We start from the raw sequence: 23142 nt of genomic DNA, 5'->3' as shown, positions 1-23142 counted from the left end.
CAGCGTGCCCGCGAAGGCCATGCCAACAAGGCCAGCCGCAAGGTGGTGAGCCTGGAGGCCGCGCGTGCCAACAAGCAGGCTACCGACTGGGCCAGTTACACCCCGCCCAAGCCGCAGTGGCTGGGTGTGCGCCGCTTCGAAAACTACCCGCTGGTCGAGATTGCCGCCTTCATCGACTGGACGCCCTTTTTCCAGAGCTGGGAGCTGGCTGGACGCTTCCCGCGCATTCTGGACGACGAAATCGTCGGCGAATCGGCCCGCAGCCTGTACGCCGATGCACAGACCATGCTCTCGCAAATCATCAGCGAAAACTGGCTCGCCGCCAATGCGGTGATCGGCCTGTTCCCGGCCGCTACGGTGAATGATGACGATATCGACATCCGCAGCGTGGACGGCAGCGCCAGCCAGATGACCTGGGTGGGCCTGCGTCAGCAGCTGCCCAAGGCGGACGGCAAGCCCAACTGGGCACTGGCCGATTACATTGCCCCGGCAGACAGCGGCGTGGAAGACTACATTGGCGCTTTTGCAGTTACCGCCGGCATTGGCATCGAGCCGCATGTGAAGCGATTTGAAGAGGCCAATGACGACTACTCCGCCATTCTGCTCAAGGCGCTGGCCGACCGTCTGGCCGAAGCCTTTGCCGAGCTGATGCACCAGCGCGTGCGCCGCGAGTTCTGGGGCTATGCCGCCGACGAGGCACTGGACAATGAAGCCTTGATCGACGAGAAATATCGCGGCATCCGCCCGGCACCGGGCTATCCTGCCTGCCCGGACCACACGGTGAAGAAGGAGCTGTTCGCCTTGCTGGATGCACCGGGCATCGGCATGACCCTGACCGAAGGCTATGCCATGCTGCCCACTGCGGCCGTGTCCGGCTTCTACTTCAGCCATCCGGAGTCGCGCTACTTTGGCGTGGGCAAGGTGGAAAAGGATCAGGTTACCAGCTATGCCCAGCGCCGCGGTGTGACGCTGGAGCAGGCTGAGCGGGATCTGGCACCCAATCTGGGTTATGACGCCTGAGAGTCCGAACGAGTCACCGACAAGCCGCCTTGGGGCGGCTTTTTCTTTGCCTCCATCCTGGCTTGTGTTGCCAGCTGAGGTACGGTGTATTCGGCGGTCATGGCAAAGACATGACGGTTCTTGCCATGGCGCTTGGCCTGATACAAGGCCCGGTCGGCTTCCCGCAGCGCGGCACTCAGCCCGATGCGTCCGTCCATGCTGACGATGCCAACGCTGATGGACAGCTGGCGTTGCTGGATATGGCATTGATTGACCTGCTGGATGAGCTGGCAGGCCAATGCGTGCACCTGGCCATGGTCGGTCAGGCGGGTGAACAGGCCGAACTCCTCCCCGCCCAGCCGTCCGCATAGCGATACCTCCGGATGCCGGCTCAGCACGGTGGCCACCTCTTGCAATACCTGGTCGCCGACATCGTGACCAAAATCGTCATTGACGCTTTTGAAGTCATCAATATCCACCATCAGGAAATGTCCCATCTGGGCCGGGTACCAGGCTTGCAACTTCTCCAGCAGACTGCGCCGGTTGTCGATGCCGGTCAGGGCATCCTGAAAGGCCAGGGCTTCCAGTTCGCGGCGCAAGGTGAAGTCACGCAGCCGAAGGCGGCGGAACAGGATGTTGAGCATCAGGCCGGAAGTGGTACAGATGAAGACCAGCAAGACCAGCCAGGAGTCCTGGGCCCACAGTCGTAAATCCCCTTGTGTGCCTTGCAGCAAGACCAGCCAGATACCTGTGCTGGCCAGTAGGAAGGCCGGTGTGCGATGAAACACCGGCGCCATGGTGAGGGTGATGCACACCGCAATGGAAATTGCCCATGGGGCCGGGTCGGTGACAATCAGCATATTGAGCCTGAAACCCAGTGTCAGGCCTGCCAGATTGAGCAACATACCCAGCAGCAGGGTACGGTGATGACTGGCCAGCCAGGATAGCAGAATGCCAGCCAGCATGATCAGCAACACCAGTACCGAATTGAGGCTGTCGATTTGCCGGTAGCGGTGACTGAACAGCAGTGAGACCAGCCAGGCGAATACGCCGAGCATTTGCAGGTATACCGCGATGGGGCGCAATTCAAGAAAGGACTGATGCAGGAAATCGGCACCGTCTGCCTGGTCGTGAGGCATGAGATCTCCTTGTGAATGGGTACACGGTAATGGTGCTGGTGAAGGGCATCGCAGCATCGTGGCTGCTTGCACAGAGGTGGTCGACTGGACATAGGTGCAGGAAGTCACACCGTGCCGACTTGCGTTGCCGGCATGGGCGGGCACAATGCAGATGTCTGCCGCGCATCTGCTCTGGATCAAGAAAGCCGGCCGGCACCGGGTCTAGCATGAAATCGTAATCAGGTGGCATGACGCCACCCAGGACACCCACCAGGAGAAGCCGATGTTTCCAGAATTCCGTGAACTGATCAGCAAACTGAAAACCGAAGACGACCACTTCAGCCGCTTGTTCAACAAGCACAATGAATTGGACCAGACCATCAAGAACATCGAGGCCGGCATTGAAAAGGGCAGCCAGTTCGATGTGGAAGTGCTGAAGAAGGAAAAGCTCAAGCTCAAGGACGAGTTGTACGTGATCCTGAAAAAGGCTGATGCCTGATCACCACACAGGCAATAAACGAAAAACCCGCCAACTGGCGGGTTTTTGTTTGTTGCCCCAAGGCAGCATCAGGCTGGGTCAAGCTCGCCGGGGCGAATATCCTCGTCGGCATCCTCACCCAGGAATCCGCCACTCTGGTGCGCCCACAGCCGGGCATACAGCCCGCCTTTGGCCAGCAGGCTGGCGTGGTCGCCTTCTTCCACCACCCGGCCCTGGTCCAGTACGATCAGGCGGTCCATGGCGGCAATGGTGGACAGGCGGTGTGCAATGGCAATCACCGTCTTGCCTTCCATCAGCCGGTACAGGCTGCCCTGGATGGCGGCTTCCACTTCCGAATCCAGCGCGCTGGTGGCTTCGTCCAGCAGCAGGATGGGCGCGTCTTTCAGCATCACCCGCGCAATGGCCACCCGCTGGCGCTGGCCACCGGACAGTTTCACGCCGCGCTCACCGACATGGGCATCGTAGCCGCGCCTTCCCTTGGGGTCGGTCAGCGACTGGATGAAGTCATGCGCTTCCGCCTGGCGCGCGGCATGGATCATGTCTGCGTCGCTGGCATCCGGCCTGCCATACAGCAGGTTGTCGCGTACCGAGCGGTGCAGCAGCGAGGTGTCTTGCGTCACCATGCCGATTTGCGCCCGCAGGCTGTCCTGGGTGACGGCGGCAATATCCTGGCCGTCAATCAGGATGCGGCCATGCTCGACATCGTAAAACCGCAACATCAGGTTGACGATGGTGGACTTGCCCGCGCCGCTGCGCCCGACCAGACCGATTTTCTCACCCGGGCGGATGGTGAGGTTCAGCCCGTCCACGATGGTGCGCTCGCCACCATAGGAAAACCGCACCTGCTCGAACCGTACTTCGCCGCGGGTCACCTCCAAGGCGCGGGCATCCGGGCGGTCCACAATGGCCACCGGGCGCGACAGGGTGCTGATGCCGTCATGCACGGTGCCGATGTTCTCGAACAGGCTGGACATTTCCCACATGATCCAGTGCGATACGCCATTCAGGCGCAAGGCCATGGCGGTGGCTGCGGCCACCGCGCCAATGCCGACTTCGCCCTGGGTCCACAGCCACAGGGTGGCACCGGCGGTGCTGGCAATCAGCCCCATGCTCAGGATGTGGTTGACGATTTCAAAGCCGCTGACCAGCCGCATCTGGCCATAGGCCGTCTGCATGAATTCCTGCATGGCGCTCTTGGTGAAGGCGGCCTCACGCTGGCCCTGGGAAAACAGCTTCACCGTGGCGATATTGGTGTAGGCATCGGTCACCCGGCCGGTCATCAAGGAACGGGCATCAGCCTGGCGCGTGGACGCCTTGCCCAGCCGTGGCACAAAAAAGGCCAGGGTGGCGACATACAGCAGCAGCCAGCCGACAAAGGGCAGCAGCAGGACGCGATCGAAACTGCCCACCACGGCCACCATGGTGATGAAGTAGATCACCACGAATACCAGGATGTCGGTGATGATCAGCACGGTATCGCGTACCGCCAGCGCGGTCTGCATCACCTTGGCGGCTACCCGCCCGGCAAATTCGTCCTGATAAAAGCTCATGCTTTGCCCCAGCAGATGGCGGTGGAACTGCCAACGCAGCCGCATGGGGAAATTGCCGAACAGGCTTTGGTATTTGAACATGGCCTGCAAGGCAATCAGCAGCGGACTGGCCAGCAAAATGCCGCCCAGCAGCAGCAAATGCTCGCGTTCCTGCGTCCACAGGCGGGAGGGCGCCACATGGCTTAGCCAGTCCACCACCGAGCCCAGCATGGAAAACAGCAGTGCTTCAAAGGCACCAATGGTCGCTGTCAGCAGGGTCATGCACAGGATGTAGGGGCGCATGCCGCTGGTGGCGGACCAGACAAAAGGAAAGAAGCCCTTGGGAGGCTGTACGGGAGGAGTATCCGGGTAGACTTCCACCCGTTTTTCAAACCAGGAAAACATAAAGATCGTCCTTGTCCGGACATGGGGTCCGTTGAGGTTGTATGGGTGTATGACCTTAGCTTGAAGCGAAGCAATCAGCAATGCTTTTTTTGCATGGCAGACGGCGGGGAAGGTCAGCCGGGCAGCCGGATTGGCAAGAAGTAATATGTTTATGGCATGGTTGCCGGCAAGCGTGGCAAGGGTGCGGGACAAACAAAAACGCCTTGCCGGGTGGGCAAGGCGTTGTGCCTGGTCAGGCGATCAAACGTGTAGCTGCACGATCTTGAGCGGATGCTGGCCATCCAGGCTGGGGAAGTCTTCTTCCGGGGTAATCCACTCCACCGCCTGAATCGGACGGCCGGCCTTTTCGGCACTGCGTTTGAGCGCTTCCAGCCAGGCATTGCCATCCACCTGGGCCACGTTATTGCAGCAGATCAGCACCCCGCCCGGCGCGGTGCACAACAGCGCAGGCTTGAACAGGGCCTGGTAGTCGTTGATCAGGTCCACCACGCCGAAGGGGCTCTTGGCGTAGCGCGGCGGGTCGAGGAAGACCACATCGAACTGGCGCGCTTCCAGCGTGGGGAAGGGCGGCATTTTCTTGCCGCGTACCATCTTGGGCTGGCCGATGCCGGACAGCTGGCGCAGGGCGGCAAAGGCATCACTTTGCACGCAACGCGGGCGGGTAGTCAGGCTGTTGAGCTTGGCATTGGCGCGGCCCACGGCCAGGCTGGATTCGGCAAAATCCACATTCATCACGAAGCTGGCACCGCCTTTGGCCGCAGCCAGGCCCACACCGCAGGTGTAGGCAAACAGGTTGAGCACGCTCTTGCCTTCAGCCAGCTGCATCACACGACGGCGACCGGCGCGCAGGTCGAGGAACAGCCACGGGTCCTGGCCGCTGTGGCGGGCGCGGATGTGATAACGGATGCCCAGCTCGTGTGCCACGCGGTTTTCTTCGGCCACGGCCTGTTCCGCCAGGCTCAGGGTATTGCTGATGCGCGAGTTGGCATTGCTGCGGTCGTTGTAGACCAGTTGCAGTTCAGGCAGGCTGGCGGCGTAAAACTGGCGGATTTCATCCAGCTCATCGTCGCTCAGCGACTGGTGGAAGCTCTGCACCAGCAGCAAATCGCCATAGCGGTCTATGGTCAGGCCGGATACCCCTTCCACACTGCCATGAAACAGGCGGTAGCTATTGGTATCTTCTGCCAGCAGGCGGCTGACAAGCTCGTTGCGGCGATCGGCGGCGGCTTGCAGCAGGGTGCTCAGGGTGTGGGACATGAGGGGCTTTCTTTCTGGAATGAGGGCAATTGTAAGCCCTCGGGGGGCATGCCTCAAAATTAGCACTAAGCTGTAAGAATTCATTGGCTGGCTCGACCCATGACAGACAGCCAGATCACGGCCAGTGTGTGGCCATTTTGCGGAGCAGAGCATGCAGGCAGCGCAGGAATTACTCAAAACCCTCTACACCATGGCCATGATGGTGGAAACCCGTGACGCCTATACCGGTGGCCATTTATGGCGGGTGTCGCGTTTCTCCGGCCTGCTGGCGCAGGAAATGGGGCTGGCGCGCGGCGAGGTGCTGCGTATCATGCTGGGTGGTTTTCTGCATGATCTGGGCAAGATTGGCGTACCCGATGCCATTCTCAACAAGCGCGACCGTCTGACTGACGACGAGTATGCGGTGATCAAGACCCATCCGCAGCAGGGGGCGGATTTGCTGCGTGAGCATCCGCTGGCCGCCCTGGCCATGGAAGCGGTGCTGATGCATCACGAAACCCCGGATGGCCGAGGCTATCCGGCTGGCCTCATCGGCGATGCCATTCCCATGGTGGCGCGCATTGTCGGCATTGCCGATGCCTTTGACGCCATGACCAGCCACCGTCCCTACCGGGCAGGCATGCCGATTGCGCGGGCGCTGGACATCATTCGTGAAAATCTGGGCAGCCAGTTCGACCGCACTTGCGGCGAGCACTTCATTGCGCTGGGCCAGGCCGGCAAGCTGGAACACATCGTCGGTCACAGCGAAGCAGGCATTCCGTTGCAGCAATGCCAGGCCTGCGGTCCCATCATCGCCATCCCGCGGCGCATGCAGGATGGCGATACCGTGCATTGCCCCTCCTGTGGCGGCGGTTATCGCCTGCACCGGCAAGGGTCGGGACTGGCACTTGCCCCCACCGGAGAGCAGGACCCCTTGCAGGTGCAACGGCCGGTGGTGGACCACGAACTGGTGGCCGAGCTGGTGCAGGAGGCATCCGCCTGCTTGCAGCCGGTGCGCCAGACCGGCTGGCTGGCGCGGCTGTTTGCCTGAGCTGCGCCGCATGCCGTGCCGGAGGATTGTGTCAGCAAGTGTTAAGCGCGGGGTGTAAGGCTAGAGTTACAGGCGTTTAGCCGGTAGGCTTGAGTTCTTTGTCATGGCCATTCCGGCCGTCTTTACTGCTTCCATGAACGACGCGTCTGCATCCTTGCGGCATTGCCGCCCTTTCTGGCATTTCTGGTTGGCCCGTGTATTGCTGACGGCCGGTTTTCAAATTCTTACCGTGGCCATTGGCTGGCAGGTGTATGCACTGACCGGCAGTGCGCTGGACCTGGGCCTGGTCGGCCTGTTGCAGTTTTTGCCACGGGTGCTGCTGGTGCTGGTGACCGGCGCGGTGTCCGACCGTTTCGACCGGCGGCGGGTGGTGGCTGTCAGTCTGGCCATACAGGCGGTGGCGGCAAGCGTGCTGCTGCTGGGTAATCTGGGCGCGGGCTGGCAGGTCAGCCGCGGGCTGATCTTTGCCCTGTCGGTGGTGGTGGGCTGCTGCCGTGCCTTCGACATGCCGGCCATGCAGTCCTTGTTGCCCAATATCGTGCCGCCGCGCCTGCTGGGGCAGGCCATTGCCATGGCAGCCTCGGCCAATGAGGCCGCCACCATCATCGCCCCCGCACTGGGCGGTTTTCTGTATGCGCTGGGGGCGGAACTGACTTATGGCTTGTCTGCCGCCAGTTTCCTCGCCTGCCTGCTTCTGGTCAGCCTGCTGCCTTCCAGCCGGGTGTTGCCCACCGGCCAGCGCGTGTCGCTGGATTCCCTGCTGATGGGGGTGCGTTTCATCCGCAGCCGTCCGGACATCCTGGGGGCGATATCGCTGGACCTGTTTGCCGTGCTGCTGGGCGGGGCCACGGCACTGTTGCCCATTTTTGCCCGCGACATCCTGCTGACCGGCCCCTGGGGTCTGGGCCTGTTGCGCTCGGCACCGGCGGCCGGGGCCTTGCTGATGTCAGCCTGGCTGATGCGCCACCCCATCAGGCGGCGCTCCGGTCACATCATGTTTGCGGCGGTGGCGGTGTTTGGCTTCGCCACCATCCTGTTCGGCCTGTCCAGCAGCTTCCCGCTGTCCTTGCTGGCGCTGATGCTGCTGGGTTCGGCCGATGTCATCAGCGTGGTGATCCGCGGCACGCTGGTGCAGCTGGAAACACCGGATGACATGCGTGGCCGCGTCAATTCGGTGAACTCCCTGTTCATTGGTGCCTCAAACCAGCTTGGTGAATTCGAGTCCGGTGTGACGGCGGCCTGGCTGGGGGCGGTTCCGGCCGTGGTGCTGGGTGGTGTGGGGACCTTGCTGGTGGTGGTGCTGTGGATGCGCTGGTTTCCACAACTGGCACAGCGCGACCAACTGGCACCCTGACGCGCGCCGCGCATGCTGGCATCATTCATGACTTTGGTATATTAATGTCGGCCTGATACGCTATCAGACCGACTCAGCACCCGACTCAGGAGAAGTGCCATGCATGCTGTCAGCCCAAAGCTGACTGACTGGTTGTCGCAATTGAACCAGCTTATTCGCCGTTTGCAGGACAGCGGCTACAAACCTACCGCCATCGGTGCCCGCGAGGCCCTGGCCAATGTCACCCGCACACTGGTGAGCCCCGGTCCCGATATTGCCTGGGTGAATGATGAAATCGTTCACGGCCGCGATTACAGCGTGCCGGTGCGCATTTATCATCCGGCACCGGACGAGGCGCGCCCGGTCTTGTTGTTCTTGCACGGCGGCGGCCATACCGCGGGCAGTGTCAGCGTGTATGACCCCATCAGCCGCAGGCTGGCAGCCGCTACCGGTTGCGTGGTGGTGGTGCCGGAATACAGGCTGGCACCGGAGAACCCTTATCCGGCGGCATTGCACGATGCTTATGCCGCTGCGCGTGGCGTGTTTGCCGCACTGGATGCCCGTGGCCTGCCGTTTGTGCGGCAACTGGCCCTGGCGGGCGATTCAGCCGGGGCGGCCCTGGCTGCCACCGTCAGTGCGCGTTCGCAGCACGATACCGCCTTGCAGATTGCCGCCCAGATACTGATTTATCCCAGTCTGGACTACAGCATGAGCCTGCCGTCGATTACCGAGAATGGCGAAGGCTATTTCCTCAACAGCGACCGCATTGCCTGGTATTTCGACAATTATTTCCAGCGTGGAGAGGACCGGCTGGCAGCGTCCCCGCTGCACATGACCGTGACGCCGCGCATGCCGGCCACCCTGGTGGTATCGGCCGGTTTCGACCCGCTGCGCGACGAAGCGCTACGTTATCTGGACAAGCTGCAGGCCGCAGGCGTGGTGTGCGAGCACCTGCATTTTGATGACCTGATCCATGCCTTCCTGAACATGGAGCAGCTGGTCGCCGACGAGTGCGCCCGCACTTACCAGCACATTGCCGGTTTCCTTGCGCGCCAGCTGGCGCAGGTGGAGGCCTGAGCCGCCTTGCGGCATGCTCAGCCCTGCGGCAGTTCGCGCAGGGTGAGCCATAGCCGGGTGTCGAACTCCAGCTGGTGGTAGTCCGGTTCCATATGGCAACACAGCTGGTAGAAGGCCTTGTCGTGGTTCTTTTCGCGCAGATGGGCCAGTTCGTGCACCACGATCATGCGCAAAAACGGCTCTGGCGCGTCGCGGAACAGGCTGGCAATGCGGATTTCATGCTTGGCCTTGAGCTTGCCGCCTTGTATGCGGGAAATCTGGGTATTGGTGCCCAGCGTGCCCTTGACCGGATGCTGCTGGTTGTCGAACAGCACCTTGGTGGGCGCCGGGGCATTCTTCAGGTAACGCTGCTTGAGCGCGCTGACATACTGGTACAGCGCATTATCGCTTTGTACCTGATGGCTGGCGGGGTAACGGGCCGCCAGCCACTGGCCGAGGCTGCCATCATCCAGACGGGCCTGAACCTGGGCAAGCAGGGCGGGCGGGTAATGCAGCAGATATTTGAGGGCAGACATGCCGCCAGTGTAGCAAAGCGCTGGCGGCTGCGGCGGATCAGGCTGCCACGCTGCCGGCCAGCAGTGCCGGCTGCTTCCAGCGGTAGCACAGCGCAACGGCCTTGCTGCCATCCGGAGCCAGCACACTTTCGCGGTCTACCATTTCCCCACCCATGCGGTTGTAGAAGCGGCGGGCATCGCTATTGGCTTCGTACACCCACAAGTGCATGGGGGTGCCGGCTTGCAGGCGATGCGCCTCGGCGGCGGCAGCCAGTAACAGGGTGCGCCCCACGCCACGGCCTTGCTGACCCGGCAGCACATGCAGATTGTCCAGCAACAGGCCGCGCTCGGTTTCGCCATCGGGCAGCAGGCAGACAAAACCTACCGGCTCACTATCCCACAAGGCCAGTTGTACCCACAGGTGATTGTCGTAGTGAAAGCGGCGGGTCCACATGGTGTGGCGTTCCGTCGGGGCGACATGGTCCAGATAGTCGTCGGACAGGATTTTGCGATAGCTGTTTTGCCAGCTTTCGGTATGCAGCCGGGCAATCAGTGCGGCGTCGTCGAAAGTGGCAGGGCGCAAGGTCAGCGAAGTCATGGAGCGTGTCAGAGGGGTGTGGATCTTGGGATTTTACGACAGGCAGATGACATTAAGGTTCGGTTTACATACAAATTAACGTGGTTGACGCAAGGCTTGCTGGCTGATGGGGGTAGACAGGATGATGGAGGTGCGGGTTTCGCCCAGATGGTTCACCCGTGCCACCAGGGCTTCCAGATGCGCCACATCGCGCGCCAGCAGTCGGAACAGGTAGGAGTCGGCACCGGTGACGTGATGACATTCCATCACTTCCGGCATGCTGCCCAGCAAGTCCAGCAGCTTCTTCTTGTAGGGCTGCGGCACGGTGATGCCCACCATGGCCGACAAGGTATAACCGGCCTTTTGCGGTGCCAGCCGCGCATGATAGCCCTGAATCACGCCGGACTCCTCCAGCCGCCGCACCCGTTCGGATACCGCCGGCACTGACATTTCCACGGCCCGCGCCAGCTCGGTGAGCGACAGCCGTGCGTCCTGTTGCAGGCACTCCAGAATCTTCCATGACTTGCTGTCTATTTCCATGCTGTACCTCTTTTGCTGACATCAAGGGGAATTGCCTTAATTTATCAGCTCTGATTGGTATTTGGCCTGAAAAACAGCATGTGCAGGACGGATGTGGCTGGGCAGACTATCTGCATCAACCGGAGGAAATACCATGTTGCTTGCAGAACTGTTTGTCCAGGCCATGCTGGTGGGGGTGGCTATTGCCGCACCGGTAGGCCCCATCGGCCTGCTATGTATTGAGCGCACCTTGCAGCAGGGAGCGTGGATGGGCTTGGCCACCGGTCTTGGGGCCGCCACGGCGGATGGCATTTACGCCATGCTGGGGGCGATGGGGATGACGGTGTTGATCAGCCAGCTGACGGCATTGGCCCTGCCGCTGTCGCTGGCGGGCAGCCTGTTTCTGGCCTGGATGGCAGTGGGCATGCTTGGGCGTTCTGTCCGGCCGGAGGCAGACACAGGCGGCAGTGTGGCTGCCAGTCTGCTACGGGCCTATGCCTCCACCCTGGCGCTGACACTGGGTAATCCGATGACCATCTTGTCCTTCGTGGCGGTTTTTTCCAGCTTGTCCGGCCATGCCCGGCCCGGGGCGGCTGAGGCCTGGGTGATGGTGCTGGGTGTGGTGGCCGGCTCGGCATTGTGGTGGTGTGTGCTGGCGTTTGGTCTGGGCAGCGTATTGCGGCGGGTGGGACCGCGTGGCAGGCAATGGCTGGACCGTGGCTGTGGCCTGTTGCTGCTGGGCATGGCCGGCTGGATGTTGTGGCAGGCATGGCCGCACTGAAACCGCCGGGTGCTGCCGACAGATTGGTTCCTTTCAAATAAGCATGATTGGCTCTGTGATGGAGCCGCTCATTGCCCGGATAATGGGCTGGTCCAGTTGAGGAGTCACCAATATGTCGAATTTGCGCCTGCCCTATATCGAGCTGTCCGCCCCTGCCTTGCAGCATCTGCGTGCCATCAAGCAACAACTGGCTGAAAGCCCGCTCGGGCGCAATCTGGTAGAGCTGGTTTACCTGCGGGTTTCGCAGATCAATGGCTGCGCGTTTTGTCTGGACATGCACAGCCGGGCGCTGCGCAGCGGCGGCGAAACTGCGGCGCGGCTGGACACGCTGGCCGGCTGGCGACTGAGTCCGCACTTCAGTGCGCGGGAGAGGGCTGCGCTGGCCTGGGCCGAGTCGGTGACGCTGATTGCCGGCACACAGGCTGATGACGCGGCGTATACCCCGTTGCTGGAACACTTCAACGCTCAGGAAATCTGCGACCTGACCATGGCCATCGCCAGCATGAATGCACTGAACCGGCTGGCCATTGCCATGCGCCAGTAGCGGCACCGGGCGGTGAACCGGATTGGCCCTTGATCAATCGTGTTGATGGAGTATTGCGATGAGCCTGTATTGCCCGTCTGCTTTTCGTGCCGAAGCTGAGTATGCCGCGCGCGTGATGGCGGATAATCCGCTGGCCACCCTGATTACCCCGGCGGCAGACGAACTGTGGATCAGCCATGTGGTGCTGTTGCCTGATCCGCAACATCCTGATTGCCTGCTGGGCCATCTGGCGCGGGCCAATCCGCATGCCGGGGTGCTGTTTGCACAAGACAGCGTGGCGGTGTTTGCCGGTGCGCATGGCTATGTGTCACCGCGCTGGTATGTGTCCGATGGCATGGTGCCTACCTGGAATTACCGGGTGGCACATGCCCATGGCCGGGCAGAACCGGTGGACGGCGCGCAGCTGGGTGAACTGTTAAGTCAGCTGGCGCGTCATTTTGAAGGCCCGGATGGCTGGAGTACCGATGCCATGCCGCCTGGGGCGATGGACGCCATGCAGCGCGGCATTGTGGGTTTTCGTTTGCCGGTGACGCGTTGGGAGGTCAAGGCCAAGCTGAGCCAGAACCGGCTGCCGCAAGACCGGCAGGGGGTGATCCAGGCGCTGGAAGAGGGCGACGAGGCGGCACGGCAGCTGGCCGCCGCCATGCCACGGCCTTGATGGATTGAATGGTTTAGTGCGGCACTTTCAGGGCTTCCACTTCCACCAGCACGTTACGGCTTTCATCGGCCAGCCATAGTTGGCCATCCTGCACGGTGGCGGTCAGTTGCATGCCGCGTTGGCACAGCTCGGCCAGTTCGGCCTGCGTGGCGGTGCTGATGCGGTAGACGCTGAGCTTGTCCAGCTTGGCCAGCTTGTTTTCGATTTGCGGCCACCATACTTCGCTGGAACGACCACCGTAGGTATACAACACCACCTTGTCGGCGCGGCTACAGGCTTTCTTCAGCCGCTTTTCATCCGGTTCGCCCAGTTCTATCCACAGTTCGATTTCGTCGCTGTAATTCTTCTGCCACAGCTCGGCCTCGTCATCGGCACTCAGGCCACGGGTAAAGCTGAGGGTTTCGCTGGCATTGAGCACAAAAGCAACCAGGCGCACCATCAGGCGCTCCACGGTTTCGGACGGGTGTTGTGCCAGGGTCAGGTTATGGCTGGCGTAATAGCCGCGGTCCATGTCGGAAATCGACAGACCGGCTTTGTAAATGGTGGCGGTAAGGGCCATGAGTGATATCCGGGTTGCAATGTTGGCTGCACATGGTCCGGTGCGGCTGCCGGCCGGTGCAGGAGTATGGACTTATTGTTCAGGCTGGCTGATGCACAGCAGGCTTTCGCCTTTCCAGTTGATGCTGGCTTCCTTGCCGCGGATGGTGAATTCGACATTCTGACCGGCGTAGCGGGCACCGCCGGTGACCAGTTCCTGCTGGTGCAGGATGGCCTGGCTCTTGCCACGTACCAGCCGCGCGGTGGCGGGTTTGGTACGGTAAAAAGTGGCCAGCACGTCGTTGTTGCCGCCACCGCCGCACAGATAATGCAGCGGGGTCAGCGAGGGCGCCAGTTCCCAGCTGGCCTGCAGTTCGGTAATGCGCAGGATGTAGGTATCCCCCAGACACATATGGGGGTTGTCGTTCTTCATGCAGTCCTTCAGGTTGTGCGCCCAGTGGCGCTGCTCCTGTTGCAGCTTGCTGACGCTCAGCGCGCCTGCCGGCGTCTGGCGTGCCTTGTCCATGGCCTGGGTGTATACCTTGTCCAGCCGGTTGCCCAGCCGGATCAGGCCTTCATCCTGGCACAGCATGGTTTCCATGGGGTTGGCCGGCTTGTTGCAGTCAAATTCGGTGGCCGCAATGGTGGCAATCGGCGGCGTCACCGCGGCGGGTGGCGTGCGGGTGCTGCTGATGTTGCCACGGCCTCCGCTACGGTCCTGTCCGGTACCAAGCGAATGCGAACCATTCAGGGCATGCGCCAGGCCGGGTGCAAGCAGCAGCAAGCAGATTGCAATGGGTACGGGACGGAATTTGAGCATGTGGTATTGTGCCACGTGCAGCCCCGTCCTGCTGCATCATTCCGCAGGATGATTTCCCAGCATGGGCAATTGTCTGTAAACTCGCCCGCTTTCGCGTCTTGCCAATCGGCGCACAATGCAGGCCTCATCCCGCGGCCACCCGCATTCAATTCAATTGTTTACCGTCAGCCTAGATTGGTGTCGCTTACTGCGATCAGGCAGTCGCAGGAGTGTTGTATGTCCGATTTAAGCTTTGCTGACCTTGGCCTGGCCCAGGATTTGTTGCGTGCCGTGGCCGATACCGGTTACACCGTGCCCACCCCCATCCAGGCCCAAGCCATTCCGCAGGTGCTCAAGGGTGGCGATTTGCTGGCCGCCGCGCAAACCGGTACCGGCAAGACCGCCGGTTTCACCCTGCCTTTGCTGCAATTGCTGATGGGCAAACCGTCGCGTCAGGCGGGCAAACCGCGCGCGCTGGTGCTGACCCCCACGCGTGAACTGGCCGCCCAGGTGGAAGAGTCGGTGCGCGAATACGGTAAATACCTGCCGCTCAAATCCATGGTGATGTTTGGCGGTGTCGGCATCAACCCGCAGATTGCCGCCTTGCGCAAGCCGGTGGATATTCTGGTAGCCACGCCGGGCCGCCTGCTCGACCATGTCAGCCAGCGCACGCTGGACTTGTCTGCCGTGGAAATCCTGGTGCTGGACGAGGCCGACCGCATGCTGGACATGGGCTTCATCCACGACATCCGCAAGGTGCTGGCTCTGTTGCCGGCCAAGCGGCAGAACCTGCTGTTCTCGGCTACTTTTTCTGACGAAATCAAGACGCTGGCCGACAAGCTGCTGGATCAACCCAAGCTGGTGGAAGTGGCGCGCCGCAACACTACCAACGAGCTGGTGGACCAGCGCGTGCATCTGGTGGACCGCGACAAGAAGACCGATCTGCTGATCAAGCTGATCCGCGATCACAACTGGTATCAGGTGCTGGTGTTTACCCGTACCAAGCACGGTGCCAACCGTCTGGCGGAAAAACTGGACAAGATCGGCATTCCGGCGGCAGCCATTCACGGCAACAAGAGCCAGAATGCCCGTACCCGCGCGCTGGCCGACTTCAAGAATTCCACCCTGCAAGTGCTGGTGGCCACTGATATCGCCGCCCGCGGCCTGGATATCGACCAGCTGCCGCACGTGGTCAACTTCGAGTTGCCCAATGTGCCGGAAGACTATGTACACCGTATCGGCCGTACCGGCCGAGCCGGCAGTCCGGGCGAAGCGGTATCGCTGGTGTGCGTCGATGAATTCAATTTCCTGCGTGACATCGAGAAGCTGACCAAGCAATCCATCGCCCGCTTTACCGTGCCCGGCTTTGAAGCCGACCTGAACGTGAAGCCGGAACCCATTCCGATGGGTGGCAACAGTGGCCGTGGTGGCCGTGGTCAGGGTGGCGGTGGCCGTCAGGGGCAGGGTGCCCGCCAGGGCCAGGGTGGTAGCAAGCCGCGCCACGAGCAGCAAGCCAAGCCTACCGGCCATGGTCATCGCAGCCCGACGGGCAACACACCGCGCAACAAGCCGGCAGCGGCTCAGCCGCAGGGCACGCGTCAAGCACAAGCCGCCAAGCCTGCCGCTGGCCAGACGCAGCAACGTCGCAGCCAGCCTGCGCGCCAGGTTTCGGCCTTGCTCTCGCCGGGCAAGCGCTAAACTGACAGGACATGGCAGCGGCACTTGCTGCACGCTGCCCATGTTTGCTGTCCATGGCCCGGACTCGTATCCTGATGGATCGATAGCCGGGCCATTTTTCCATCATAAACAAAGGCATATCCCGGCTAGCGCGGGGAGGTCCGGCACAAGGCTGTCGGTGGTCAAGTACTCCTGATACGGAGCAGGACATGATTGCAGCATGTGCAGCCCCTTGGTGGCGTAAAGCCCGATGGCTGGTCTGGCTTGGGCCTTGTGCTGCCGTCTTGTGCGGCATGCCGGGGCTGGCGCATGCCCAGCGTTCTTCCTCCTTGCCTGCAGATAAGATGGCCATTGTGCTCAGTGCCGATGACTGGCCGCCTTATATCGGCACCAATTTGCCGGATAATGGCATTTTGTCCCGCGTGGTGAGCGCTGCCTTTGCCCGCAGCGGCGTGACAGTCCGTTACCGTTTCATGCCCAATAACCGCAGTCTGCAATCGGCCCGCAACGGCATGGTGGATGGCAGCCTGGGGTGGGCTCCCAGTCCGGACCGTCTGCAAGACCTGCTGTATACCAAACCGGTTCTTTCCGCGCGCATGGTGTTTTTCCAGCAGCGCAGCCATGTGGTGAGCTGGAAACAGCTGGCCGAGCTGTCCGGCATGCGTATCGGCATCACCATTGGCAACTATTACTCGGATGAATTCGACCGGCTGGTGCGTCAGGGGGTGTTGCATACCGACGGTGCCGCCGACGACCTGAGCAACTTCCGCAAGCTGCTGGCGCGGCGTATCGACCTGTTTCCCATTGAAGAAGAAGTCGGCCTGTTTCTGCTAGGTCGTCACTTCTCCCGCGCCGAGGCTGCAAAACTGCAGCATTCCCAGCCCTTCTGGCGGGCACCGCTGCATGTGGTCATCTGGAAAAAGCATCCGCATGGTGCCGAGCTGATTGACCGTTTCAACCGCGGTTTGCTGGCCATACAGCGCAGCGGTGAACTGGCACGTCTGGTGCAGGAAACCCGACAAGCCTGCCTGCGCAGTGCTCAACCGGCTGCTGAGCCGGAATGATGGGCGATCAGCGCTTCGGCTTCCGCCAGCAACTGGCCGGATAGTGCCGGGTCGGTCACCGCCCGTGCCAGCAGCATGGCACCCACCATCAGGCTGAGCTGGGCGCAGGGCGTCAGGGGTGTGGTATCGGAATCACCATCCTGTCCGGCGGCGCTTGCCAGGGTTGCCAGCTGTTGTTGCAGGCTGGTGGTGAAGGCCTGACGTGTGGCCGGTGTATGCCGACTGAGTTCGCCGGCCAGTGCGGCGGCCACGCAGCCGGTGTCCGGGAAGTCCCGATGCTGGATGCTCAGATAATGTTGCGCCACCGACAGGCGTTTGCTGCCAGGTGTTGCCAGCTGCATCTGTTGCTGCCATTGCTGATCGACAGATTGCATGGCCTGCTGGCAGGCTTGCGCCACCAGGTCTTCCTTGTCCTTGAAATGCCAGTAAAAGCCGCCATGGGTCAGGCCCAGATCTGCCATCAGGTTGGCAATGCCAACTGCGGCAATGCCTTCGGAACGGAAGCGTAGTGTTGCCATGTCCAGAATGCGCTGGCGGATGGCGGTTTTGTGTTGTTTGTCGTAACGCATGCTGAATTCTTAAGCCGGATGATCTTTATATTATGGACATAATATAAATAATTGCCATGTGAATCAGCAAGATAGCGCTTAACAATAAACTTGTCCCAAGTGACAGGATGGCTTGCTTTAGGTCGGATGGGTTTCTATTCCTAAGCGTCAGGACTCACGCACATGTCCAGGAGTGTCCAGATGGTGCTCAAGCTCAGGGATTTCCGCCTTATCGTCGAACATGCCAGCGATGCCATCATGGTGACTGAAGCGGCCCCATACCATGCTCCCGGGCCGAAAATCGTCTACGTCAATCAGGCATTTTGCCAACTGTGCGGCTACGAAAAGTCAGAAATCCTGGGTCGCAATCCACGCTTCCTGCAAGGGCCGCAAACCGACCCGGCGATGCTGCACGATATCCGTGCGGGGCTGGAGCTGGGGCGTCCGCTACGCATGCAACTGCTCAATTATCACAAGTCCGGACGCAGCTACTGGGTGGAAATGAGCATCATGCCGCTGCATGACGACAACGGGGTGGTCAGCCATTTTGTCGCCATCGAACGGGATGTCACGCACTGGCACAGCGTGCAGGATGCACTGTATCTGCTGGCGGTTACCGACGAGCTCACCGGCCTGCCCAATCGACGGATGTTTGCCGAACTGGGTAACAAATACCTGCACCTGGCGCAGCGGCAGTCAACGCCGCTCAGTGTGGTGATGCTGGACCTGGATCACTTCAAGCAGGTGAACGACCGCTTTGGCCACCAGATGGGTGACAGTTTGCTCCGTGTAGTGGGCCGTGTCCTGAGTCAGGGAATACGTGAAAGTGATATTGCCGGCAGGCTGGGGGGCGAAGAATTCGGCCTGCTGTTGCCTGAAACCAGTCAACATGAAGCCTTGCAGGTGATACACCGGATACAGGCCATGCTGGATGGCGCGTGCCAGGCCGCCAGCTTGCCTGCGGCAGCCTGCGTCACGCTCAGCGTGGGTCTGGCCATGCTCGGTGCCGGGGACAAGACCCTGGATGACATTTTGCACCGTGCAGACGAGGCACTTTACGCTGCCAAGAAACTTGGCCGTAACCGGGTGGAAATCAGCCTCTAGCAGTGGCATGCCGTCATTTTTGCCGCCACACCCCAGGTGCTGATGGCTGTAACGCTTCCAGTGTCAAATCGTTACCACACAAGGGCTTGGACACGCAGGAAAGCATGGATTTATCCCGATGTCTTGGCTATTCTTGCTGCCCATACCGCACTACAAACGACGGATAAGGTTTCGTCTTTCGCCGCGGCATGGGAGAAACCGTGTTCTCATCTGGCAAATCTGCACAGCCCTGGCTGACACGGGCGAAACAAGCCCTGTGGCAGGCCCTTTCATTGTGGCTGCTGACATGGTTGTCGGTCTGTTTGCCTTACTCGGTGGACTTTGGCAGGCTGGCCCCGCCCTTGTGGCTGCCGGCCGGTTTCTGTCTGGCGCAGGTCATGTTGCGCGGCTGGTCTTGCTGGCCCGGCTTGCTGCTGGGTCTTTGCCTGGGTCTGACATGGTTATTGCCGCAACATGTGCTGCTCGCGGTGGGCATGGCTGCTGGGCAAACCGTGGCAGCCTTGCTGGCCGGGCAGTTCCTGCGTGTGCACAGTGGGCAGGAGCCGCCATTTCACCGCTTGAGTGGTGTACTGATGTTCCTGTGGTGTGGCGTACTGGCCAACACCCTGCTGGCCAGCCTGCCGGCTTATCTGCTTGTTACCCCCTCCTTGTTGCCCTCAGCCGAATCGCACTGGTCGTGGCTGTTTTCCCGCTGGCTGGGTGAGGTCAATGGCATTCTGGCACTGACGCCTGCCTTGCTGTTTCTCAGCCATGCGTCTTACCGCAAACAGCAGCTCAATCCAGCCGGCTGGCTGGAAACTGCCTTGCTCAGCCTCAGCACCCTGAGCCTGGCACTGGTAGAGTTCATCTGGGCTGATTTCCGCCACGGTGTGGCGGCGTCGCTGTGGCCATTGTTTCTGATTGCCTTGATGTGGGTGGCGTTTCGCTGTCGTCTGGCGCTGGCTTATTGCCTGCACGCAGTCGTAGTGGTGCTGGCCTTTGTCGGCGTGCTGCTGCATAACGGCGCGGCGTATCAGGACCCCGGGCTAAGTGGCATCGCTACTGCCGGCATGTTGTTACTGGTGCAGTCGCTGGGTTTGCTGGTGTTTGGTGCACTGGTGGCCGAACGGCGCCATGCCGAGGACTGGCTGCGCCGTTCCAACCAGACACTGGAAGCCAAGGTGGCAGAGCGCACCCGGCAACTGGCTCAAAGCGAAGCCCGGCTGAAGCTGATGGCCGACGCATCCCCCTTCCCGCTGGTGATGAGTCATCTGGATGGTGGCGCACTGATTTATGCCAATGCGCAGGCGGAAAGCCTGTTCCAGTGCCAGCTCAATGGCACGAGCCGCCGGGTGCAGGATTTCTATATCGATCAGGAAGCACGCAAACAGGTGTCGCGGCTGCTGCATGGCGAGGGTGCGGTACGCGATCATGAAGTCCGCTTGCACGACGCGCATGGCCGTCAGTTCTGGGCACTGATTTCCTGTTCGCTGGTACATAGCGACCAATCGCTGTATGTCATCAGCGGCATCAACGACATCAGTGAACGCAAGCGGCTGGAACACAGCCTGCACGAGGCAAACGACGCCTTGCGCCAGCATGTGGCGGAAATCGAATCCATGCATGTCGGCCTGCGCGAACAGGTGCGGCGCGACCCGCTGACTGGCCTGTTCAACCGCCGTTATCTGGATGAAATCCTGCCGCGCCTGCTGGCGCATATGCTGGCACTCAATGGCACGGTGGCGGTGATGATGGTGGATGCCGATCATTTCAAGCGCATCAATGACAATCACGGCCACCCCTGCGGTGATGCCGTATTGGCGGCGCTGGGAGCCTTCCTGCGTGACCGTTTCCGTAGTGGCGACGTGGTATGCCGTTATGGTGGCGAGGAGTTCTGCATCCTGATGCCGGGAATGGCGCTGGACGTGGCCAGTGAAAAGGCCGAGCAACTCTGTGCCGACGTGCGGCAATTGCCCATCCAGGCGCTGGGGCAACAGTTGCACATTACCCTGTCCATCGGCTTGTCGGTTTGCCCGCTGCATGGAGAGGACCCGGCCAGCCTGATACAGGCTGCGGATGCCGCCCTGTATCAGGCCAAGGCACAAGGCCGCGACCGGGTGTGTCTGGCAGGGTCGAGTCAGCCAGCCCTGTTTTGAACCAGCTGCTGCCTGACGCCTATTTCCAACCACCAGGCCAGGCTGCCCAGCAGCACACCCACCAGCAAGGTATCGGCCACTCGCTCCACCACGCCATGCTGCACCTGTGCCACCGGCATGACGGAAAGCACCAGCAGCGTAAGCCCGGCAATAAACCCGCGAAAGCTGCGTTGCATCAGCATCAGCGCCGTGGTGAGAACCAGACACATGATCAGCATGTGGATGGCCGGTGGCGGCTGCCACCAGGCCAGCAGTGCCGCCAGCACGCCACCCAGCAAGGTGCCGTATACCCGCTCCTTCACCAGCCATAACATGCGCTGTGGCGAGGGATCGATAATGCCGACCACCAGCACCGGCAGCCACCAGGTATGGGGCAGATGCCATCGCCCCCCGGCCAGCCATGCCAGACATCCGCACAACAGCAAGTGCCAGGCATAGCGCCGGACATCATCGCGCGCGGCACCCGGTAACACCCGGTGCCAGTCCGCCAGTCCGTAATGGCCTAACAACAGGCCGTAAACCGCACCGCAAAACGCCAGCAACGCATGTTGCCCGGTGGGCAGTGTGGACGCGGGCATCATATTGGCCAGCAGCAGGCTGAATAGCCAGAACTGCATGCCCTTGTGCAAGCCATGCCGCGATACTAGTGCCATGATCAACAGCATGCCCGCCAGCACTGGCAGCATCAGCCATTCCTTGCCGATACAGGCCTGACCCAGCCATTGCATGGCCGGCAAGCCCGCGAGGGAGTACAGACTCAGGCGCTTGGCCAGCAGCACGATCATCATCGAATAGGCTGCGCTCAGCGTGAACGGAAAAATCCAGCTGGCGGGTTGATCGCTGAGGGCAAACAGCATGGCCGGAACAAACAGCAGCGTGCTGGTGCTCAGCGCGTACAGTAGCCGGAAGCGTACATGGCGAATGGTGGCAAGGCCGCGCAGGGCCAGGCGTGGAAAAGTCATCAGGGCTGTCCCCGCAGGTTGGTGGGATGGCGACTGTTCCATCATAGGCAAGCCTGCGGAACGGGTCATGGCCGGGCGGTAGCCATGCCGGCGGGCGGGGGGCGTGCTAACATTTCGCCATGGAACTCTACAGATTATTGCAACAGCAGGGCTTCGGCAGCCGCAAGGAATGCCGCAAGCTGGTGGAATACGGTTTGGTGGAAATCAATGGCGAAGTGGCCGAGGACTACCGCCAGGAATACTTGCCCGCCGACATCGAAGAACTGGTGGTCGATGGCGAACCGTGGCCATTGCAGGATGGTGCCATTTATATCCTGCTGCACAAGCCGGATGGCTATGAAACCTCGCACAAGCCCATGCACCATCCCAGTGTGTATACCTTGCTGCCCTGGCAATTTGGCAATTTGGGCATATCAGCAGTCGGACGACTGGATGTCGACACGACCGGCCTGCTGCTGCTGACCAATGACGGCCAGTTTGTGCATGCCCTGAGCTCGCCCAAGCGCCATGTGCCCAAGTGCTATGAAGTAACCCTCAAGCATCCGGTGGTGGACGATCTGGTACGGCATCTGCTGGCCGGGGTGTTTCTCAAGGACGACAACGAAAAGATTGCGGCAGACCAGGTCGAGGTGGTCGATGAAATCACCATCCGCATGACCATCACCCAGGGCAAATATCATCAGGTGAAGCGCATGGTGGCTGCGGCAGGTAACCGGGTGATGGATTTGCACCGACTGAGCGTGGGTTCAGTCGTGTTGGGTGATCTGGACGAAGGGCAGTGGCGCTACCTGGAAGCGGATGAACTGGCCAGTTTCGGCTTTGGTCCAGACAAATAGGTTCAACAGCGCGCGCGTTTACAACAGCTGGTGCAGCTTCTGCATGGCTTCGTGCATGCCGCTGACACTCTCGATATGGGTGTAGCCAAGGCTGCGCAAGCGGGCGGCGGCCAGCCTGGCGCGCTCGCCGGTGCGGCAATACAGGGTGAACGGGGTTTCCGGTGTCGGAATGGTGCTGGCAGCCTGTTGTTCCAGCTGTTCCAGCGGGAGTGAACGTGCGCCCGGAATATGCTCGGCATGAAACTCCTCGCTCGAGCTGACATCAATCACCAGTCTGCTGGAGCCGCTCAGCAAGCGGTGTGCGAATGCCGCAGCAGTCACGCCACCAAGCAGTGCACCAAATAGATGTTTCATGATCTTGCCTGTCTCCTGACCGTGCTATCTGAACAGCAGGCACGTTCTTGTTCCATATTGCAGTTTTGCATGCCTTTGCCATAAAGCGCATTGTGGCAATTACCTAGTCAGCGCTTTATTCCAAACGCCCGTTTTTCTGCATGCACAGGGCATGCGCAGTGTCAGGCCCAACTCCCAAGCCAACTCCCAAGCCAACTCCCAAGCCAACTCCCAAGCCAACTCCCAAGCCAACTCCCAAGCCAACTCCCAAGCCAACTCCCAAGCCAACTCCCAAGCCAACTCCCAAGCCAACTCCCAAGCCAACTC

The 23142-nt window shown here is 61.0% G+C and carries 25 protein-coding genes; 13 read left to right on the top strand and 12 right to left on the bottom strand.

All coding sequences use genetic code 11. The features are described from left to right. A partial coding sequence (locus JHD62_RS16875) for a vitamin B12 dependent-methionine synthase activation domain-containing protein (RefSeq protein ID WP_304506256.1) occupies window positions 1-1020 on the top strand: 1020 nt, incomplete at its 5' end. Here JHD62_RS16875 and JHD62_RS16870 read toward each other — a convergent pair. Further along, window positions 1008-2138 carry a diguanylate cyclase gene (locus tag JHD62_RS16870; RefSeq protein ID WP_199103873.1) on the bottom strand — a complete coding sequence of 377 codons (1131 nt, stop codon included), beginning with the start codon at window positions 2136-2138 and terminating at the stop codon, window positions 1008-1010. The genes JHD62_RS16875 and JHD62_RS16870 overlap by 13 nt on opposite strands. Before the next feature lie 262 nt (window positions 2139-2400). Between JHD62_RS16870 and JHD62_RS16865 the strand changes: the two genes are divergently transcribed. Continuing rightward, window positions 2401-2616: a YdcH family protein gene (locus JHD62_RS16865; protein WP_045846319.1), complete on the top strand. Its 216-nt coding sequence runs from the start codon at window positions 2401-2403 to the stop codon at window positions 2614-2616. 68 nt (window positions 2617-2684) lie between these two features. Here JHD62_RS16865 and JHD62_RS16860 read toward each other — a convergent pair whose 3' ends face one another. Continuing rightward, entirely contained in the window at window positions 2685-4550 is a 1866-nt protein-coding gene (locus tag JHD62_RS16860; protein WP_199103872.1) for an ABC transporter ATP-binding protein, read from the bottom strand. A gap of 240 nt (window positions 4551-4790) precedes the next feature. Next, entirely contained in the window at window positions 4791-5807 is a 1017-nt protein-coding gene (locus JHD62_RS16855) for a class I SAM-dependent rRNA methyltransferase (RefSeq protein ID WP_199103871.1), read from the bottom strand. 151 nt (window positions 5808-5958) lie between these two features. On the opposite strand from JHD62_RS16855, the gene JHD62_RS16850 reads away from it, so the two are divergent. The 3 genes from JHD62_RS16850 (at window position 5959) to JHD62_RS16840 (ending at window position 9247) form a co-directional block, all read left to right on the top strand. After that, a complete protein-coding gene (locus tag JHD62_RS16850; RefSeq protein ID WP_199103870.1) occupies window positions 5959-6837 on the top strand; it encodes an HD domain-containing phosphohydrolase in 879 nt (292 codons plus the stop codon). A gap of 103 nt (window positions 6838-6940) precedes the next feature. Beyond that, window positions 6941-8191, top strand: coding sequence for an MFS transporter (locus JHD62_RS16845; RefSeq protein ID WP_233161032.1), 1251 nt, complete (start codon window positions 6941-6943; stop codon window positions 8189-8191). A 99-nt stretch (window positions 8192-8290) separates the two neighbouring features. Continuing rightward, window positions 8291-9247 carry an alpha/beta hydrolase gene (locus tag JHD62_RS16840; protein WP_062789572.1) on the top strand — a complete coding sequence of 319 codons (957 nt, stop codon included), beginning with the start codon at window positions 8291-8293 and terminating at the stop codon, window positions 9245-9247. 17 nt (window positions 9248-9264) lie between these two features. On the opposite strand, the gene JHD62_RS16835 is transcribed toward JHD62_RS16840, so the two are convergent. From JHD62_RS16835 to JHD62_RS16825, 3 genes are all read right to left on the bottom strand, one after another. Then, window positions 9265-9762 (bottom strand): M48 family metallopeptidase, encoded by a 498-nt coding sequence (locus JHD62_RS16835; RefSeq protein ID WP_045846323.1) that lies wholly within the window; start codon window positions 9760-9762, stop codon window positions 9265-9267. Between the two features lie 37 nt (window positions 9763-9799). Next, complete coding sequence (locus tag JHD62_RS16830; protein WP_199103869.1) at window positions 9800-10339, bottom strand: GNAT family N-acetyltransferase; 540 nt, start codon at window positions 10337-10339, stop codon at window positions 9800-9802. 75 nt (window positions 10340-10414) lie between these two features. Then, the gene (locus tag JHD62_RS16825; protein WP_045846325.1) at window positions 10415-10858 is read right to left on the bottom strand and encodes an Lrp/AsnC family transcriptional regulator; all 444 of its coding nucleotides are present in this window, start codon (window positions 10856-10858) and stop codon (window positions 10415-10417) included. A gap of 133 nt (window positions 10859-10991) precedes the next feature. Between JHD62_RS16825 and JHD62_RS16820 the strand changes: the two genes are divergently transcribed. From JHD62_RS16820 to JHD62_RS16810, 3 genes are all read left to right on the top strand, one after another. Further along, entirely contained in the window at window positions 10992-11618 is a 627-nt protein-coding gene (locus JHD62_RS16820; protein ID WP_199103868.1) for a LysE/ArgO family amino acid transporter, read from the top strand. Window positions 11619-11730: 112 nt separating this feature from the next. After that, window positions 11731-12162 carry a carboxymuconolactone decarboxylase family protein gene (locus tag JHD62_RS16815; protein ID WP_199103867.1) on the top strand — a complete coding sequence of 144 codons (432 nt, stop codon included), beginning with the start codon at window positions 11731-11733 and terminating at the stop codon, window positions 12160-12162. Window positions 12163-12220: 58 nt separating this feature from the next. Further along, window positions 12221-12820 (top strand): FMN-binding negative transcriptional regulator, encoded by a 600-nt coding sequence (locus JHD62_RS16810; protein WP_199103866.1) that lies wholly within the window; start codon window positions 12221-12223, stop codon window positions 12818-12820. A gap of 13 nt (window positions 12821-12833) precedes the next feature. Here the strand turns inward: JHD62_RS16810 and JHD62_RS16805 are convergent, their stop codons facing one another. Then, complete coding sequence (locus JHD62_RS16805) at window positions 12834-13379, bottom strand: YaeQ family protein (RefSeq protein ID WP_199103865.1); 546 nt, start codon at window positions 13377-13379, stop codon at window positions 12834-12836. A 72-nt stretch (window positions 13380-13451) separates the two neighbouring features. Next, window positions 13452-14141: an MliC family protein gene (locus tag JHD62_RS16800; protein WP_199103864.1), complete on the bottom strand. Its 690-nt coding sequence runs from the start codon at window positions 14139-14141 to the stop codon at window positions 13452-13454. 252 nt (window positions 14142-14393) lie between these two features. On the opposite strand from JHD62_RS16800, the gene JHD62_RS16795 reads away from it, so the two are divergent. Both JHD62_RS16795 and JHD62_RS16790 read left to right on the top strand, forming a co-directional pair. Continuing rightward, on the top strand, window positions 14394-15854 hold the full coding sequence (locus tag JHD62_RS16795) for a DEAD/DEAH box helicase (protein WP_199103863.1): 1461 nt from the start codon (window positions 14394-14396) through the stop codon (window positions 15852-15854). A 323-nt stretch (window positions 15855-16177) separates the two neighbouring features. Further along, window positions 16178-16897 (top strand): ABC transporter substrate-binding protein, encoded by a 720-nt coding sequence (locus JHD62_RS16790; protein WP_199103862.1) that lies wholly within the window; start codon window positions 16178-16180, stop codon window positions 16895-16897. On the opposite strand, the gene JHD62_RS16785 is transcribed toward JHD62_RS16790, so the two are convergent. After that, entirely contained in the window at window positions 16873-17466 is a 594-nt protein-coding gene (locus JHD62_RS16785) for a TetR/AcrR family transcriptional regulator (protein WP_199103861.1), read from the bottom strand. The two genes, JHD62_RS16790 and JHD62_RS16785, sit on opposite strands and share 25 nt — an antisense overlap. Window positions 17467-17628: 162 nt before the next feature. Here JHD62_RS16785 and JHD62_RS16780 point away from each other — a divergent pair, with 162 nt between their 5' ends. Together JHD62_RS16780 and JHD62_RS16775 are read left to right on the top strand one after the other, a co-directional pair. Further along, the gene (locus JHD62_RS16780; protein ID WP_199103860.1) at window positions 17629-18549 is read left to right on the top strand and encodes a sensor domain-containing diguanylate cyclase; all 921 of its coding nucleotides are present in this window, start codon (window positions 17629-17631) and stop codon (window positions 18547-18549) included. Window positions 18550-18749: 200 nt separating this feature from the next. Next, window positions 18750-20684, top strand: a complete 1935-nt coding sequence (locus JHD62_RS16775; RefSeq protein WP_199103859.1) for a diguanylate cyclase — start codon at window positions 18750-18752, stop codon at window positions 20682-20684. Here the strand turns inward: JHD62_RS16775 and JHD62_RS16770 are convergent. Beyond that, window positions 20666-21646 carry an FUSC family protein gene (locus JHD62_RS16770; RefSeq protein WP_199103858.1) on the bottom strand — a complete coding sequence of 327 codons (981 nt, stop codon included), beginning with the start codon at window positions 21644-21646 and terminating at the stop codon, window positions 20666-20668. The two genes, JHD62_RS16775 and JHD62_RS16770, sit on opposite strands and share 19 nt — an antisense overlap. A gap of 119 nt (window positions 21647-21765) precedes the next feature. Here JHD62_RS16770 and JHD62_RS16765 point away from each other — a divergent pair, with 119 nt between their 5' ends. Beyond that, a complete protein-coding gene (locus JHD62_RS16765; RefSeq protein WP_045846334.1) occupies window positions 21766-22482 on the top strand; it encodes a pseudouridine synthase in 717 nt (238 codons plus the stop codon). An 18-nt stretch (window positions 22483-22500) separates the two neighbouring features. On the opposite strand, the gene JHD62_RS16760 is transcribed toward JHD62_RS16765, so the two are convergent. Both JHD62_RS16760 and JHD62_RS22645 read right to left on the bottom strand, forming a co-directional pair. Continuing rightward, the gene (locus JHD62_RS16760) at window positions 22501-22836 is read right to left on the bottom strand and encodes a rhodanese-like domain-containing protein (RefSeq protein ID WP_045846335.1); all 336 of its coding nucleotides are present in this window, start codon (window positions 22834-22836) and stop codon (window positions 22501-22503) included. Window positions 22837-22935: 99 nt separating this feature from the next. After that, window positions 22936-23142 (bottom strand): hypothetical protein (locus JHD62_RS22645; protein WP_233161030.1); only part of this gene is annotated, 207 nt, incomplete at its 5' end.

Source organism: Aquitalea sp. ASV11, assembly GCF_016429185.1.
In the GTDB taxonomy this organism is placed as follows: Bacteria; Pseudomonadota; Gammaproteobacteria; order Burkholderiales; family Chromobacteriaceae; genus Aquitalea; species Aquitalea pelogenes.
Note: the sequence above shows the minus strand (reverse complement) of the source record. Positions and strands in the feature narration are given on the sequence as shown.